This is a genomic window from Microbulbifer variabilis (assembly GCF_056232115.1).
The window spans coordinates 3,011,738-3,026,332 of sequence record NZ_CP174325.1; the positions used below are offsets into that span (position 1 = coordinate 3,011,738).

General features: G+C 55.4%; 13 protein-coding genes. All 13 read left to right on the forward strand.

The genetic code is table 11. The annotated features are described in order from the left end of the window. The first annotated feature begins 28 nt into the window (after nucleotides 1-28). The 13 genes from truA (at nucleotide 29) to ACJJI7_RS13405 (ending at nucleotide 14,593) form a co-directional block, all read left to right on the forward strand. Nucleotides 29-922 (forward strand): tRNA pseudouridine(38-40) synthase TruA, encoded by an 894-nt coding sequence (gene truA, locus ACJJI7_RS13345; RefSeq protein ID WP_020411762.1) that lies wholly within the window; start codon nucleotides 29-31, stop codon nucleotides 920-922. A gap of 132 nt (nucleotides 923-1,054) precedes the next feature. After that, nucleotides 1,055-1,684: a phosphoribosylanthranilate isomerase gene (locus ACJJI7_RS13350; protein ID WP_040628161.1), complete on the forward strand. Its 630-nt coding sequence runs from the start codon at nucleotides 1,055-1,057 to the stop codon at nucleotides 1,682-1,684. Nucleotides 1,685-1,846: 162 nt separating this feature from the next. Continuing rightward, complete coding sequence (gene trpB / locus ACJJI7_RS13355; protein ID WP_282951223.1) at nucleotides 1,847-3,070, forward strand: tryptophan synthase subunit beta; 1,224 nt, start codon at nucleotides 1,847-1,849, stop codon at nucleotides 3,068-3,070. A gap of 92 nt (nucleotides 3,071-3,162) precedes the next feature. Next, the gene (gene trpA / locus ACJJI7_RS13360) at nucleotides 3,163-3,972 is read left to right on the forward strand and encodes a tryptophan synthase subunit alpha (RefSeq protein WP_020411765.1); all 810 of its coding nucleotides are present in this window, start codon (nucleotides 3,163-3,165) and stop codon (nucleotides 3,970-3,972) included. Nucleotides 3,973-4,131: 159 nt separating this feature from the next. Continuing rightward, complete coding sequence (accD, locus tag ACJJI7_RS13365) at nucleotides 4,132-4,986, forward strand: acetyl-CoA carboxylase, carboxyltransferase subunit beta (protein ID WP_020411766.1); 855 nt, start codon at nucleotides 4,132-4,134, stop codon at nucleotides 4,984-4,986. Between the two features lie 75 nt (nucleotides 4,987-5,061). Beyond that, nucleotides 5,062-6,333, forward strand: a complete 1,272-nt coding sequence (gene folC, locus ACJJI7_RS13370; protein WP_444901948.1) for a bifunctional tetrahydrofolate synthase/dihydrofolate synthase — start codon at nucleotides 5,062-5,064, stop codon at nucleotides 6,331-6,333. Continuing rightward, a complete protein-coding gene (locus ACJJI7_RS13375) occupies nucleotides 6,314-6,970 on the forward strand; it encodes an SPOR domain-containing protein (protein ID WP_353374980.1) in 657 nt (218 codons plus the stop codon). The genes folC and ACJJI7_RS13375 overlap by 20 nt, the downstream gene beginning before the upstream one ends. Before the next feature lie 240 nt (nucleotides 6,971-7,210). Then, entirely contained in the window at nucleotides 7,211-7,705 is a 495-nt protein-coding gene (locus ACJJI7_RS13380; RefSeq protein ID WP_020411769.1) for a CvpA family protein, read from the forward strand. A gap of 42 nt (nucleotides 7,706-7,747) precedes the next feature. Further along, entirely contained in the window at nucleotides 7,748-9,235 is a 1,488-nt protein-coding gene (purF, locus tag ACJJI7_RS13385; RefSeq protein ID WP_020411770.1) for an amidophosphoribosyltransferase, read from the forward strand. A 102-nt stretch (nucleotides 9,236-9,337) separates the two neighbouring features. Then, a complete protein-coding gene (locus ACJJI7_RS13390; protein WP_444901947.1) occupies nucleotides 9,338-10,519 on the forward strand; it encodes an O-succinylhomoserine sulfhydrylase in 1,182 nt (393 codons plus the stop codon). A gap of 150 nt (nucleotides 10,520-10,669) precedes the next feature. Next, nucleotides 10,670-11,581 (forward strand): AAA family ATPase, encoded by a 912-nt coding sequence (locus ACJJI7_RS13395; protein WP_444901946.1) that lies wholly within the window; start codon nucleotides 10,670-10,672, stop codon nucleotides 11,579-11,581. A 4-nt stretch (nucleotides 11,582-11,585) separates the two neighbouring features. Next, nucleotides 11,586-12,572 (forward strand): DUF58 domain-containing protein, encoded by a 987-nt coding sequence (locus ACJJI7_RS13400; protein WP_282951218.1) that lies wholly within the window; start codon nucleotides 11,586-11,588, stop codon nucleotides 12,570-12,572. Continuing rightward, nucleotides 12,572-14,593, forward strand: a complete 2,022-nt coding sequence (locus tag ACJJI7_RS13405) for a transglutaminase TgpA family protein (RefSeq protein ID WP_020411775.1) — start codon at nucleotides 12,572-12,574, stop codon at nucleotides 14,591-14,593. Before ACJJI7_RS13400 ends, ACJJI7_RS13405 begins: the two co-directional genes overlap by 1 nt. Nucleotides 14,594-14,595 lie beyond the last annotated feature (2 nt).

A 14,595-nucleotide genomic window follows, 5' to 3' on the forward strand; every position in this document is an offset into this window, starting at 1 on the left:
CGGGAGGGGCAAAGAGTGGTTTTTCAATATGATGCAGGCCAGAGAACGCGAGTACATTTATAAAACCAATGGCGAGGTTCCAGCGGGTGAGCGGTTGCCGGATGGGCTGCGTAGATTCGCTCTGGGGGTTGAGTATTGCGGTGCGCGATTGCACGGTTTTCAGAAGCAAAAATCAGCTGCGGAGACAGTGCAGGCTCACCTTGAGCGGGCTTTGTCCATTATCGCTGCAGAGCCCATAACGCTGGTCTGTGCTGGGCGTACTGACGCGGGCGTTCACGCCACCAATCAGGTTATTCACTTTGATACTCACGCCCAGCGCCCAGAACGGGCCTGGATACAGGGAGTGAATACCAAGCTGCCAGACTCTGTGCGTGTGCGCTGGTGTCGCAAAATGCTCCCGCAATTCCATGCACGTTTCTCCGCCCATGCGCGCAGTTACCGCTATTTGATCCACAGCGCGCCGACTCGTTCTGCCCACAGCGCAGCGGAAGTTACCTGGACCCAGCACTCCCTGGATCTCGGTGCTATGCGCGAGGGGGCAAACTACCTGATTGGCCGCCATGATTTTACCAGCTTTCGGGCCTCCCAGTGCCAAGCCAAGAGCCCGGTTAGAGAAATTACCCGCCTGGACGTTGCTCGTGTAGGGCAGCTGATCGTTCTGGAAGTAAGTGCCAATGCCTTCCTGCATCATATGGTGCGCAATATAACTGGGGTACTAATGGCTGTGGGGCGCGGAGAGCGGGCACCGATATGGGTAAAAGAGGTGCTGGACCAGCGCGACCGCTCGGCAGGAGGGGTTACAGCACCGCCATTTGGCCTTTATTTGGTGGATGTGCAATACCCGCGGGAGTTCCAACTACCCCAGTGTGAGCCTGGGCCACTTCTGGTGCCTTTGTCTCTGGGAGAGTTACCGGTTGTATGACTGGAATAGTTGAGTAGTAGTCAGAATGGGCTTATAGGTTAGGGTGGCACGCGTTTCACACCTTGCACCAATCTGCTAGTATCGGGAATTCCCTCGTTTTTGCTGGTCGGTCGGCTGGCTTCAGGTTTAGCAATGCAAGTGAAGATTTGTGGCATCACCCGTGCTGAAGATGCCCTTATGGCTGTTGATGCTGGCGCTGATGCGCTGGGACTGGTGTTCTACAAGGCGAGCCCCCGCTATATCGATCCCAAGGCTGCTGCCGCTATCGCCGCTGTAGTTCCTCCCTTTGTTACCTTAACAGGGCTCTTTGTGAATGCTGCACAGGGTGAGGTGGATCAGGCACTGGAGCTCGTGCCTCTTAACCTCCTGCAGTTCCATGGTGAGGAGGGAGCCCGTTACTGTGAACAGTTCCGCCGGCCCTATATAAAGGCCCTCCGAATGAAAGAGGGGTTGGATACCATTGCTGCAATGGAGGAACACCCTAAGTCGCGTGGTTTCCTACTGGACGCCTATCGCCCAGGGGTTCCCGGTGGTACTGGAGAGACCTTTGACTGGGATCGGGTGCCTCAAAGTAGCTCCAGACCCATTGTTCTGGCCGGGGGGTTGAACCCGGATAATGTCGCCAGTGCCATCAAAGCTGCGCACCCGCAAGGCGTGGATGTCAGCGGAGGTGTGGAACAGTCACCGGGTAAAAAAAACCCGCAAAAAGTAGCTGCCTTTATTCGTGCGGCGAAGGGTAGTCAGCTCGGTACCGCAGAGTAAAAATAGGTGGCACATTGAGGTGTCGCCCACCGGTGTTGGCCGGTAAATAAAAGTAGAGCGGAGTATCTACAACAGTAATGACCGGTAATGTTTAAAGTGGTTAGGAGTAGCGCTTTAATCAGTAGGTAAATAGACAGAAGAAATTTTTGTGATCGACGGAGTATGAGTGTGACTAAGCCAGGTGCTATTGATTTTTCCACCTTTCCGGATGCCAGCGGGCATTTTGGTCCGTACGGCGGTCGCTTTGTATCGGAGACACTGATCAGCGCATTGGATGAACTGCAGGCGATGTACAGCCGCTTGAAAGATGATCCGGAGTTTGTCGCTGCTTTTGACTACGATCTTGCGCACTATGTCGGACGGCCATCGCCTCTGTATCTAGCTGAGCGCCTGACAGAGCAGGCCGGTGGAGCGCGTATCTGGCTTAAGCGCGAGGATCTCAACCACACCGGGGCTCACAAGGTAAACAATACCGTAGGCCAGGCACTATTGGCCAAGCACAGCGGAAAAACCCGGGTTATTGCAGAAACCGGTGCGGGTCAGCACGGTGTAGCTTCTGCAACAGTGGCCGCACGTCTGGGATTACAGTGCACGGTTTATATGGGGGCGGAAGATGTTAAACGTCAGTCTCCCAATGTTTACCGTATGAAACTCCTGGGTGCTGAAGTAGTACCGGTGGAATCCGGCTCTAAAACCCTCAAAGACGCCATGAATGAAGCGATGCGTGATTGGGTTACTAATGTCGATAACACTTTCTACATTATTGGAACTGTTGCCGGCCCCCATCCGTATCCGCAATTGGTTCGGGACTTCAATTCCATTATTGGGCGTGAAGCGCGTCGCCAGAGCCTCGAGCATTTTGGCCAGCTGCCCGACGCACTGGTGGCCTGTGTGGGTGGGGGCTCCAATGCCATAGGCCTGTTCCACCCCTTCCTGAATGATGCCGATGTGAAGATGTTTGGTGTGGAGGCCGGTGGTGAGGGCCTGGCTTCCGGTAAGCATGCGGCGCCGCTCAACGATGGTATCCCCGGTGTCCTACACGGCAACCGCACGTACTTGATGGAAGATGAGGATGGCCAGATTATCGAGACTCACTCTGTTTCTGCAGGCCTCGATTACCCGGGTGTTGGACCCGAACACGCCTGGCTTAAAGATATTGGCCGCGTAGAGTACGTCACTGCTGATGACAAAGAGGCGCTCGATGCCTTCCGTCGCCTTACCCGAACCGAAGGTATTCTGCCGGCCCTGGAGTCCAGCCACGCTGTTGCATACGCGATGAAATTGGCTGCCAGCATGCAGCCGGAACAGAATATTGTTGTGAACCTTTCTGGTCGTGGGGACAAGGATATTTTTACCGTTGCCGCTATTGATGGCATTGAGGTTTAACTGATTGGCGCCGGCTTGTTGAGGCGGGCAGGTGGCAGAGAATACAGACCAAGTGAGCTGGTGATAGCCAGGAGTAGCTCAGGGAATACACAGTGACAGAACAAAACAGAATTGACCGCCGCTTTTCCAGATTGCGCGGCGAGGGTCGTAAAGCCCTGGTAACTTATATTGTCGCCGGTGATGGTGGCCTGGAGAATACGGTACCGCTAATGCACCAGTTGGTAGCCAGCGGTGCCGACATGATTGAATTGGGGGTGCCTTTTTCAGATCCTATGGCTGAGGGTCCGGTAATCCAGAAGGGACATGAGCGCGCGTTGGCCAGTGGTGCCTCCCTGCGCAAGTGCCTGGCCACGGTGCGTGAATTCCGTCAGGTCGATGAGGAAACGCCAGTAATCCTGATGGGCTATGCCAACCCGATCCAGCGTATGGGGGAGCGGGAGTTTGCCGATGCAGCGCTTGATGCCGGTGTTGATGGGGCGCTTACAGTGGATCTGCCTGCGGAAGAGGCAGGTCCACTCAATAGCTTGTTGGCAGAGCGCAACTTGCGCAATATCTTCCTGCTGACCCCCACCACTACTGAGGAGCGTATTCGCGAGATTACCGGCCTGGCGAGTGGCTTTGTTTACTATGTATCCCTGAAGGGGGTAACAGGTGCAGGCCATCTGGATCTGGATTCAGTGCGCGACAACCTCGAGCATATCCGTCGCTTCACCGACCTGCCACTATGTGTAGGCTTCGGTATTAAAGACGGGGCCTCGGCACGCTCAGTAAGTGCCCACGGAGATGGCGCTGTAGTGGGGAGTGTCCTGGTGACGGCGGTGAATGAGGCGGCAGATCTGGTGGCAGCAAAGGAGAGGGTTGGCGCAATTGTCAGTGAGATGCGCGAGGCTCTCGACCGCTAATCTAGCTTGGTGTCCCGTTACAGGGCTGGCCAGAAAGCCAAAAATAGCGGCTGATCTGGCCGGGTTTGTAATTCTGCTTAGTGTTTTAATTCGTAGCCTGAAACTCACTGGTCGGTAAAATGAGCCGGCCTATTGAAAGTATCCGGATTTGGAAACGAGATGAGCTGGTTAGAAAAAATAGTTCCCGCGGTGATTCGCACCGAGCGCCGCGCAGGTAGCAGCAAGGTTCCGGAAGGCGTCTGGAAGAAGTGCGTCAAGTGCGACGCCATGCTTTACCGCCCGGAGCTGGAGCGCAACCTGGATGTGTGCCCTAAGTGCGACCACCATATTAGGATTGGTGCACGTCGACGGCTGGATATTTTTCTGGATGAAGAGGGGCGTGAAGAGCTGGCCACCGATGTATTACCGGTCGATCGCCTCAAGTTCAAGGATGTAAAAAAATATAAAGACCGCTTGCTGCAGGCGCAAAAATCCACCGGTGAAAAAGATGCCCTTATTGCCATGCAAGGCACTTTGAGGGGTGAGCCCCTGGTGGCGGTGGCATTTGAGTTTGCTTTCCACGGCGGTTCCATGGGTTATGTTGTGGGTGAGCGCTTCACCCGTGCAGCCCAGCGCGCCCTGGAACAGCGCATCCCCCTGGTGTGTTTCTCCGCTACTGGAGGAGCTCGTATGCAGGAAGCTTTGATCTCCTTGATGCAGATGGCCAAGACCTCGGCAGTGCTGGAAAAAATGAAGATGGCCGGGGTGCCCTATATCTCGATCATGACTGACCCCGTTTACGGTGGCGTATCGGCTTCCCTGGCCTTGCTTGGCGATATCAATGCGGCTGAACCCGGTGCCCGTGCTGGTTTTGCCGGCCCCAATATTATCGAGCAGACCATTCGCCAAAAACTACCCAAAGGTTTCCAACGCAGTGAATTCCTGCTGGAGCACGGGGCGATTGATATGATCATCCCGCGCAGGGATATGCGCTCCACAGTATCGCGCCTGCTGGGCAAACTGAGCGGTAACTGATATTCCATCCCCCGTATCGGCAGCCGGTTACAATACAATCTGGCTGCCCAATTCCTACCAGTGATTTATCCAACTATGTCTTCATTGCAAGATTGGCTCTCCCGCCTTGAGCAGTTGCACCCAACTGAAATTGAGCTTGGCCTGGAACGGGTTTCCAGTGTGGCCGCTACCCTCGGTGCGCAAAAGCCGGCACCTACGGTAATTACGGTGGCAGGCACCAATGGAAAGGGCTCCTGCGTGGCGACAATGGAAGCCCTTCTGTGTGCTGCCGGCCATTCCGTTGGTGCCTATAGTTCCCCACATTTGCTGCGTTTTAATGAGCGGGTGCGGATCAATGGTGTCGAGGTATCTGATCTGGAATTGGTCCGCGCTTTTGAGGCGGTGGAGACTGCTCGCGGTGAAATAAGCCTGACTTATTTTGAGTTCTCGACCCTTGCGGCGCTCTGGCTGTACCAGCGCGCTGGGGTTGAGTTTGCACTATTGGAGGTCGGCCTTGGGGGGCGCCTGGATGCGGTTAACCTGGTGGATGCGGATTTGGCAATTATCACCAGCGTGGCCATTGATCATGAGGATTGGTTGGGAAGCGATAGGGAAGTGATCGGCCGGGAGAAAGCGGGTGTCCTGAGACCGGGAGCCCCGTTTGTCTGTGCAGATAAGAATCCTCCGCAATCCGTGTTGTCTGCGGCAGAAAAACAGGCAAATTCGAGCTATTTTATTGGACGGGATTTCTCTGTTACTCAAAGTGAAGGTGAAGAGAAATACCAGTTTGGCGAACTGCAGCTGACAATACCGCCGATCAGTCTGCCGCGCCCGAGTATTGCTGCAGCAATAACTGCACTGGTGCTACTGGGTGTTCTGCCGGAGGAGGGTGTAGAGAGCGCCCTGGCAAAAATAACCTTGCCGGGCCGATGCCAGCAGCTGTTATGGCACAATCGCAATCTGTTACTGGATGTCGGGCATAACCCCGCTGCGGCTGAGCATTTGGCCCGCTGGTTGGATGCGAACCCAGTATCGGGAGAGACCCACGCCCTGGTAGCGGTTATGGCGGATAAGGATCTCATTGGGCTGTTTGCCCCCCTGAGCAACCAGGTGAACCACTGGCACCCAGCGCTTTTGCCCGGAAATGATCGTGCTGCGGGAGCGGATGCACTGCTCAGTGGCCTTGCTGGTGCGGGTGTTGAAGTAACTAAAGTGGATGCCCGCTGTCCAATTGTCGCCGATGGTTTACAGCAGCTGTTAGCGACCACCGGTCCACAGGACAGGTTGCTTGTATTTGGATCCTTCTTTACTGTGGCGGAAGTTCTGCAGCAGATGCGAGATGAGGATAATGGAGAATTGCGAGGATAAGTCTCCCCTTAGGGGACGGCTGAACGATGGCTTCAAGCAGCGTATCGTCGGTGCGCTGGTGTTGGCTGCGCTCGCTGTCATTTTCCTGCCCAGTCTGCTGGACCGGGAGTCGTCAGGCTACATCAGTGAGGTGAGCCAGATTCCAGCGGAACCGGATATACGGCCTATTGAGATTGCCAAGCCTGAGCCTGTTGCCAATGTGGCACCAGCCCCGGCGCCCGGAGAGGCTTTCCAGCCGGAAGTACCTGAGCAGTTTTCCAATCCCAAGGCGGCAACTGCGACCGAAGAGACTACGGCAGCGGTCGGTGGGGTACCCGACGATAATACTGTGCCTGATATCCCCGTCCGCTCAGCCCCACAAAAAGGGTCTTCCGCCTTAGTGGATACTCAGGGTCTGCCTGTGGCTTGGGTAGTGCAAGTGGCCTCTTATCGTGATGCCTCCCGTGCGGATCAGCTGCGTATGCGTCTTATGGACGAGGGGTATCGCGCTTATACTCGGGCGGTTGAAACTGATAAGGGGCGTTATGTGAGGGTCTTTGTGGGACCTAACGTGGAGAAAGCGGAAGCCCAGGCTCTGAAATCGAAGCTGGACGCCCTGCTGGAAGCCCAAACCTTGGTACTGCGCTTCAAAGCGTAACAGCAATTGCTATTTGTAATCCCTTTTTAATGGCCCGGTGGACGTTGTTGCCACCGGTGACCCTTGACTTCCAATGCACTTTTATTCGGCAGAAATTCACAGCTGGACCGTCAATCTTCCACGGATACTTGTTCTCTGGGTATTAAATTCCAATCGGTTGGCCTACGGCTTCACGCGCCTAGCCCCTTAAGTTAGAATGCGCGCTCTTCGCGGCAGCAGCCGCCACGCAGGTAGGGTTGAATGAATTGGGCTGACTGGACCATCCTGGCTATTGTGGGTATTTCCACTCTCTTCGGCCTTAGCCGGGGTTTTGTGCGTGAGACCCTGTCACTGCTCACCTGGATCGCTGCCTTTATTGTCGCAATGATGTTTCGCGACCAGCTTGCGCCTCTGCTTTCAAATCTCGTCGATACTCCTTCCCTTCAGGTGATTGCCGCTTTTGCCATCCTGTTCTTTGGCACTCTCCTGGCTGGGGCTGTCCTGAATATGATGCTTTCCGCTTTTGTTGAGGCCACCGGTTTATCCGGCACTGACCGTGTGCTGGGTATGGTGTTTGGCTTGGTGCGGGGAGCAATTGTGGTGATGGCACTTTTGATTCTGGCTCCGGCGCTGGTGCCGGTGGAGCAGGACAGCTGGTGGAGTGAGTCGGTATTGATTCCCCATTTCCTCGAGTTTGAGGGCAGTGCGCGGGAGCTGGCCAAGTCCGTGAAGGACTTTTTTGTAGAGTTATTTTAATCGGGCGCTAGCACCGCCTTTTCGATCAATAGGGTCAAATATATGTGTGGTATCGTCGGTATCGTCGGTAAGAGTGATGTCAATCTACAGCTCTATGATGGACTCACTCTATTGCAACACAGGGGGCAGGATGCCGCAGGCATCGTAACCTGTGACGATGATCGCCTGAACCAGCAAAGGGCCAATGGCCTGGTGCGCGATGTATTCCGTGCGCGCCATATGGAACGCCTGAAAGGTAATTTTGGTATTGGCCATGTGCGCTACCCTACTGCGGGAGGCTCCGGCCCCGCCCTGGCGCAACCGTTCTATGTGAACTCCCCTTACGGCATTGCCATGGCTCACAATGGCAACCTCACCAATGTACGCAAGGTAATGGACGAAATCTTCCAGCAGGACCTGCGTCATATCAACACTGATTCCGACTCGGAAGTATTGTTGAATGTGTTTGCCCATGAGCTGCACAAGCAGCACAAGTTGCAGCCCAAGGCAGAAGACATCTTTACCGCTATGCGTGCAGTACACAAACGTGTGCGTGGCGCTTATGCCTGTGTGGCCTTGATTGTTGGCTACGGTATCGTCGCTTTCCGCGATCCAAATGGAATTCGCCCACTGGTTTACGGCAAACGCGAGACCGAGAAGGGCACCGAATATATGGTGGCTTCTGAGTCTGTGGCCCTGGATGTACTGGGTTATACCCTGGTGCGGGATGTGGCTCCTGGTGAGGCACTGTATATTGAGCTGGATGGTACCGTGCATTCCGAGCAGTGTGCGGAAAACCCGTCCCTGACCCCCTGTATTTTCGAGCATGTGTATTTCGCCCGCCCGGATTCCATTATGGACGGCGTATCTGTGCACAAAGCGCGTCTGCGTCAGGGTGAGCACCTGGCAGATAAAATTCTGCGCCTGCGTCCGGATCACGATATCGACGTGGTGATTCCAATTCCCGATTCCGCCCGTACTGCCGGCCAGACTGTGGCGCACCGATTGGGGGTTAAATTCCGCGAGGGTATGGTAAAAAACCGCTATATCGGCCGTACCTTTATTATGCCGGGACAGAAGCAGCGCAAGAAGTCTGTGCGCCAGAAGCTGAACGCGATTGAGCTGGAATTCCGCGGCAAAAATGTACTGCTGGTGGATGACTCCATTGTACGCGGTACCACCTGTAAACAGATTATCCAGATGGCCCGTGATGCCGGTGCTGCGAAAGTGTATTTCGCCAGTGCAGCGCCTGCGGTGAAATATCCGAATGTGTACGGTATTGATATGCCATCAGCCAATGAATTGGTGGCCCACGATCGCACCACTGAGGAGATCTGCCAGGAGATCGGTGCAGATTGGTTGGTTTACCAGGATCTGGAAGACCTGGTAGTGAGTTCCAGTGGCGGCAAGCAGAAAATTGAGCAGTTCGATTGCTCTGTATTCGATGGAAATTATGTAACTGGCGATGTGGATGAGGAGTACCTCAATAACCAGCATGTGGCACGTAATGACGATGCCAAGCGCAAGAAGGCCAATACCAGCGCCTTGTAATTGACCTGGACCAGCGTCCTCTTCACGGCAGAAGAGGGCGCCATGCACGGCCGTTTCGGTTAAGATGACCGCTTCCAAAAAATACTGACCAGGAAGCGGTATATGTTTGAAGACGACGGTTACGCTCTGGAAACCCTGGCCGTGCGTGCCGGGCAGGTCCGTTCGCCGGAAGGCGAGCACTCTGAGGCCCTCTATCTTACCTCCAGTTACGTTTTCCCCTCCGCTGCGGAAGCCGCCGCACGTTTTGCCGGCGAGAGTTCCGGTAACGTTTATTCCCGCTATACCAACCCCACTGTGCGTATGTTTGAAGAGCGTATTGCCGCGCTAGAGGGCGGTGAGGCAGCTGTGGCGACTTCCAGTGGTATGGCCGCGATCCTCAGTATTTGCATGGCTTTGCTGAAAAGTGGTGATCGGGTAATTTGTTCCCGCAGCGTATTTGGTACTACTACCGCACTGTTTGGGCGCTATATGGAAAAGTTCGGTGTGCGCGTAAGCTACGTGGATCTCACTGATATGGATGCCTGGAAGCAGGCGGTGGACGGCTCTACCAAGCTGTTATTCATGGAGACTCCTTCCAACCCCCTGTGCGAGGTGGCAGATATTCGCGCCCTGGCGGAAGTGGCACATAGTGCCGGTGCTCTGCTGGTGGTGGATAACTGTTTCTGTACCCCGGCACTACAGCGTCCGTTGTCGCTGGGCGCTGATATCGTTGTGCACTCCGCGACAAAATTCCTTGATGGCCAGGGGCGTGCCCTTGGCGGCGTCGCAGTTGGGCGCAAGGAAATTATGGATGAGTTGGTGGTATTTTTGCGCACAGCTGGCCCCAGCATGAGCCCTTTCAATGCCTGGGTATTCCTTAAGGGCTTGGAGACGCTGAAGCTGAGGATGCAGGCCCACAGTACTAATGCACTCGATTTGGCCTGGTGGTTGGATGAGCAGGAGATGGTGGAGAGAGTCAACTACACCGGTTTGCCAAAGCACCCCCAGCACCGGTTGGCTCGGGAGCAACAGGATGCCTTCGGCGCCGTGCTGAGTTTCACTGTGCGCGGTGGCAGGGAACAGGCTTGGAAGGTGATCGACAGTTGCAAAATCCTGTCTTGTACAGCCAATCTCGGTGATGCCAAGAGCACGATCGTGCATCCGGCCACCACCACCCACGGACGCCTGAGCGATGAAGACAAGGCCCGTGCGGGTATCACCGAAAACCTGATTCGCATTTCTGTGGGGCTTGAAAATGTGGAAGATCTCAAGCGCGACCTAATGCGGGGCTTGTCCCAGCTGTAGGTTGCACTTTTTGGCAGTGCCCCTTTCTACCTATGATTAATACGGGGTAGCCAGCTTATTTGCAGCAAAAAGCTGCCGGTGAGTGCTACCCATATTGAGGTTGAGGCCGTGTCCGAGGCCTGAAAAAAACAGAGCAGTAATGGATTTGCCGTGCAAAAAATAGTTTCCGCCATAGTTTCCGATATCGGCAGTGTTCTGCTGGGTAAAGAGCGTCAGGTAAAGTTGGCTTTGGCCTGCATTTTGTCAAAAGGGCACCTGTTGATTGAGGATTTACCCGGCATGGGTAAGACCACCCTGGCCCACGCCTTGGCTCAGGTGTTGGGGCTTTCCTACAAGCGGGTGCAATTCACCAGTGATATGTTGCCGGCGGATATACTTGGCGTTTCCATTTTTGACAGGGAATCGGGTCAGTTCCATTTTCACGAGGGCCCGGTTTTTAGCCAGGTTCTTTTGGCAGATGAGATCAACCGTTCTTCGCCAAAAACCCAGAGTGCGCTGCTTGAGGCGATGGAAGAGTGCCAAGTCAGTGTGGATGGCGAGACCAGGTTATTGCCACAACCATTTTTTGTAATTGCTACCCAGAATCCACTGCAACAGTCTGGCACTTTCGCTTTACCGGAATCCCAGCTGGACCGCTTCCTGATGCGCATCAGTCTTGGTTATCCGACCAGAGAGGCCGAGCGAGCCCTGTATTTGGGCACCGATCCGCGCCAACAGCTTGCTAAATTAAAGCCGCGTATCGATCTCGCAACCCTGAGAAAGATGCAGAGCCTAGTGGGCCAGGTAAAAACTTCCGACAGTTTATTGGATTACCTTGAACGGCTTGTACTGCATACACGACAGAGCCCGGATTGCGCGGTCGGTTTGTCGCCCCGTGGTGCACTGGCGTTGTTGCGAGCGGCTAAGGCCTGGGCGCTTCTTCACAATCGCGGCCATGTGTTACCTGAGGATATCCAAGCCGTATTGCCCTCTGTGGCGGGGCACCGATTGCAGGGCGAGGGTGGCAATGGCGATCAGTTGGTGGAGCGACTGGTACGCCAAGTGGATATTATCGCGGCTTGAATGAATGAGTGTTTTACGCAGCCCGGCTCGTTTTCTTACAGACCCCTTGCGTGGCGCCATGCAGCGCTGGCTCAGTCGCCGTGCGCCGCGCTCCCGCAGTATCACCCTCAATCACAGTCGTCTTTTTATCTTGCCCACCCGTGCGGGGCTAGGGTTTCTTCTGGTGATTATGCTGCTGTGGTTACTGGGTACTAATTACGAAAATAACCTGGTATTTGCCCTGACTTTCCTGCTTGTCAGTGTATTTGTAGTTTTGCCAGTGCATACCTTCGCCAACTTGACTGGCTTGCGCCTGCAGTTGCTTGGCACAAGCCCGGCTTTTGCTGGCGACTTTGCTGAAGCGCAAATCAATATAAGCCGTGAGGATAAGCGCGAAAGGGAGTGGATACGACTGTGCTGGCCTCCCGAAGAAGGTGCTTACTTGGATCTTTGTGCGCAGGCTAGCGAGGATATTCGCATTTCCATGCCTGTGGTGGAGCGCGGCCGTGTACAGGCCCCGCGTCTGCGAATTGAAAGCCGCTTCCCCCTCGGTTTATTTCGCTGTTGGAGTCGTATCGACCTAGATGTGGAGTTCCTGGTATACCCCCGACCGATATCTGCTGGTCCTCTTCCTTTTGGGGGCGTACAAACAGAGGGAGATTTCGGCGAGGTGCGCCATGGGGGTGATGATTTCAGTGCCCTTAAAGCTTATCAGCCCGGCGATTCCCTGCGGCACGTGGCCTGGAAACAATATGCCGCGGGGCGTGATCTTTACAGCAAGGATTATGAGTGCCGCACTGATGTGCGCCTCTGGCTCGATTGGGCACTGCTCGATGGGCGCGATGTGGAAACCCGTTTGAGCAACTTGTGTTACTGGTGCCTGCAAGCAGAGAAACAAGGCATTGCTTATGGGCTGCGCTTGCCCGGTGTCGCTATCGAGCCTTCCCTGGGGCCGAGCCACCAGCGGGAAGTGCTGCAGGCTCTGGCCCTGTTTCCGAAGTGGGGTAGTTAATGGCCACCACCCAGGATTTGCTGCCCCGCGAGAGCTTACTGTGGATCTTCGCTGCACAGTTTGTTGCTCTTTTACCCCAGTTTACCCAGCTGCCGCTTTGGGTGCCCTTTGCTTGGGCCTTCGCTGTCTATTGGCGCCTAGAAGTTTTTCGAGGTCGTCGAGACCTGCCTGGCCGTACTCTGAAGCTTCTGGTGATTTTTCTGATAATAGCCGGGTTGGCTATGTCCTACCGGCGCTGGTTTGCGCTGGAGCCGATGGTTGCACTGCTGACCGTGTCATTCACCCTGAAAAACCTGGAGCTGGTGAGCCGCCGTGATGCCTTTGTCAGCCTGTTATTGGCTTATTTCGTCGCCGCCACTCTTTTTGTGCGAGAGCAGACTATTCCCTACGCTCTTTACGGTTTGCTCAGTGTTGTTGTGATCACTGCAGCCCTAGCTGCTCAAATGGGTAGCTTTAGTGCTCGCCCGCGTCGGGCCCTGGGGCTTTCCCTGCGACTGCTGGCCCAGGCTACGCCGCTAATGCTGCTGCTGTTTGTGGTGATGCCGCGTCTGGGGCCCTTGTGGTCAGTACCCCAGGACACATCTGCCGGGCGCACTGGGGTCAGCGATTCCATGGCTCCGGGCGACTTTACCCGCCTATCGAAATCCGATAAGCCGGCACTGCGGATCTCATTCGATGGACCCATACCGCCGCCAGAGCAGCGCTATTGGCGCGGTTTGGTGTATTCCGAGTTTGATGGGCGCACCTGGCGTCAGGGCTTTGGTGTCGATCCGCGCAATGGTGGGCGCGTTTACTGGAGGAGTGGTGAGCGGCCGCTGCCTCAGGTGGGGCCACGTTACCGTTATCAAGTGATTCAGGAGGCAAGCCGGACCCCGTGGTTGTTTGCCCTGGCGCGCCCGGTTTCCGATAGCACCGAAGTGGGGGAGACCGAGGATGACCGGCTGGTTAAACGGACTCCTGTTTACAGTCGCTTTGCCTATGAAGTGCGCTCCTGGCCGAGGGATACCGATAGTGTGCAGGCCCCTCTTAGCACCGCCGAACGCCGTCGCAATTTGCAGTTGCCTGTAGAGGGTAACGAGCGCACCCGTAAGTGGGTGGAGAACTTGCGTCGCAGGGGGTTGGGTGCAGAGGAAATTTCCACGCAGCTGTTAGCTCGTTACAACCGCGAATTTACTTATACATTGAGGCCCCCGGCTCTGGGTGTTGATAGTGTTGATGAATTCCTGTTTGGCAGTAAACAGGGCTTTTGTGAGCATTTTGCTGGCAGTTATGTGTTCGCAATGCGCGCTGCAGGTGTACCTGCACGGGTTGTCGCCGGTTATCAGGGTGGTGAGTGGGTAAGGGGTGAGCAATATCTGTTGGTTCGAGAGTACGATGCCCACGCGTGGGCGGAGATCTGGCTGGATGGGCGTGGCTGGCAGCGGGTGGACCCCACTGCGGCAGTAGCGCCTGAGCGGGTGCGCGATGGACTGGAGAGTGCAGCTGGAGAGGAGTTTATGCAGGACTCGCTGCTGCCCCTGCACCGTATTGATGTACTGGTAAAACTTCGACTGCAATGGGACATGATCAACTACCGTTGGTACCAGACGGTAGTGAGCTTCGATAGTGAAAGGCAGCGCGATACTTTGCAGCGTTTGCTGGGTGATGTGTCGCCACTGCGAATGGCGCTGTTGTTTGCTTTACCAACTGTACTGGCATTGCTGGGCGTATTGGCGTGGATCTGGTACAGCGGTCGCAGACGCAAGTTGCCACCGGCGGAGCGGCTATACCGCAAGTTTTGTCGTCGCATGGCGCGCGCAGGGGTAAAACGCGATGCCGGAGAGACGCCGCAGGATTATGCGGAGCGTATCGCCGCGCAAAAGCCGCGTTTGGCAACCCTGGCACAACGGGTTACCGATGCTTTTGAGCGAGCGGCTTATGCCGGTGAGAGTGCGGCTTTGAGTGAGCTGCGTCAGCTGCTGCGTTGGCGATTAGCGTCAGCTGTCAGTCCTGCCCACAAGCGGGAACTGGTGGGGAGCTGAAA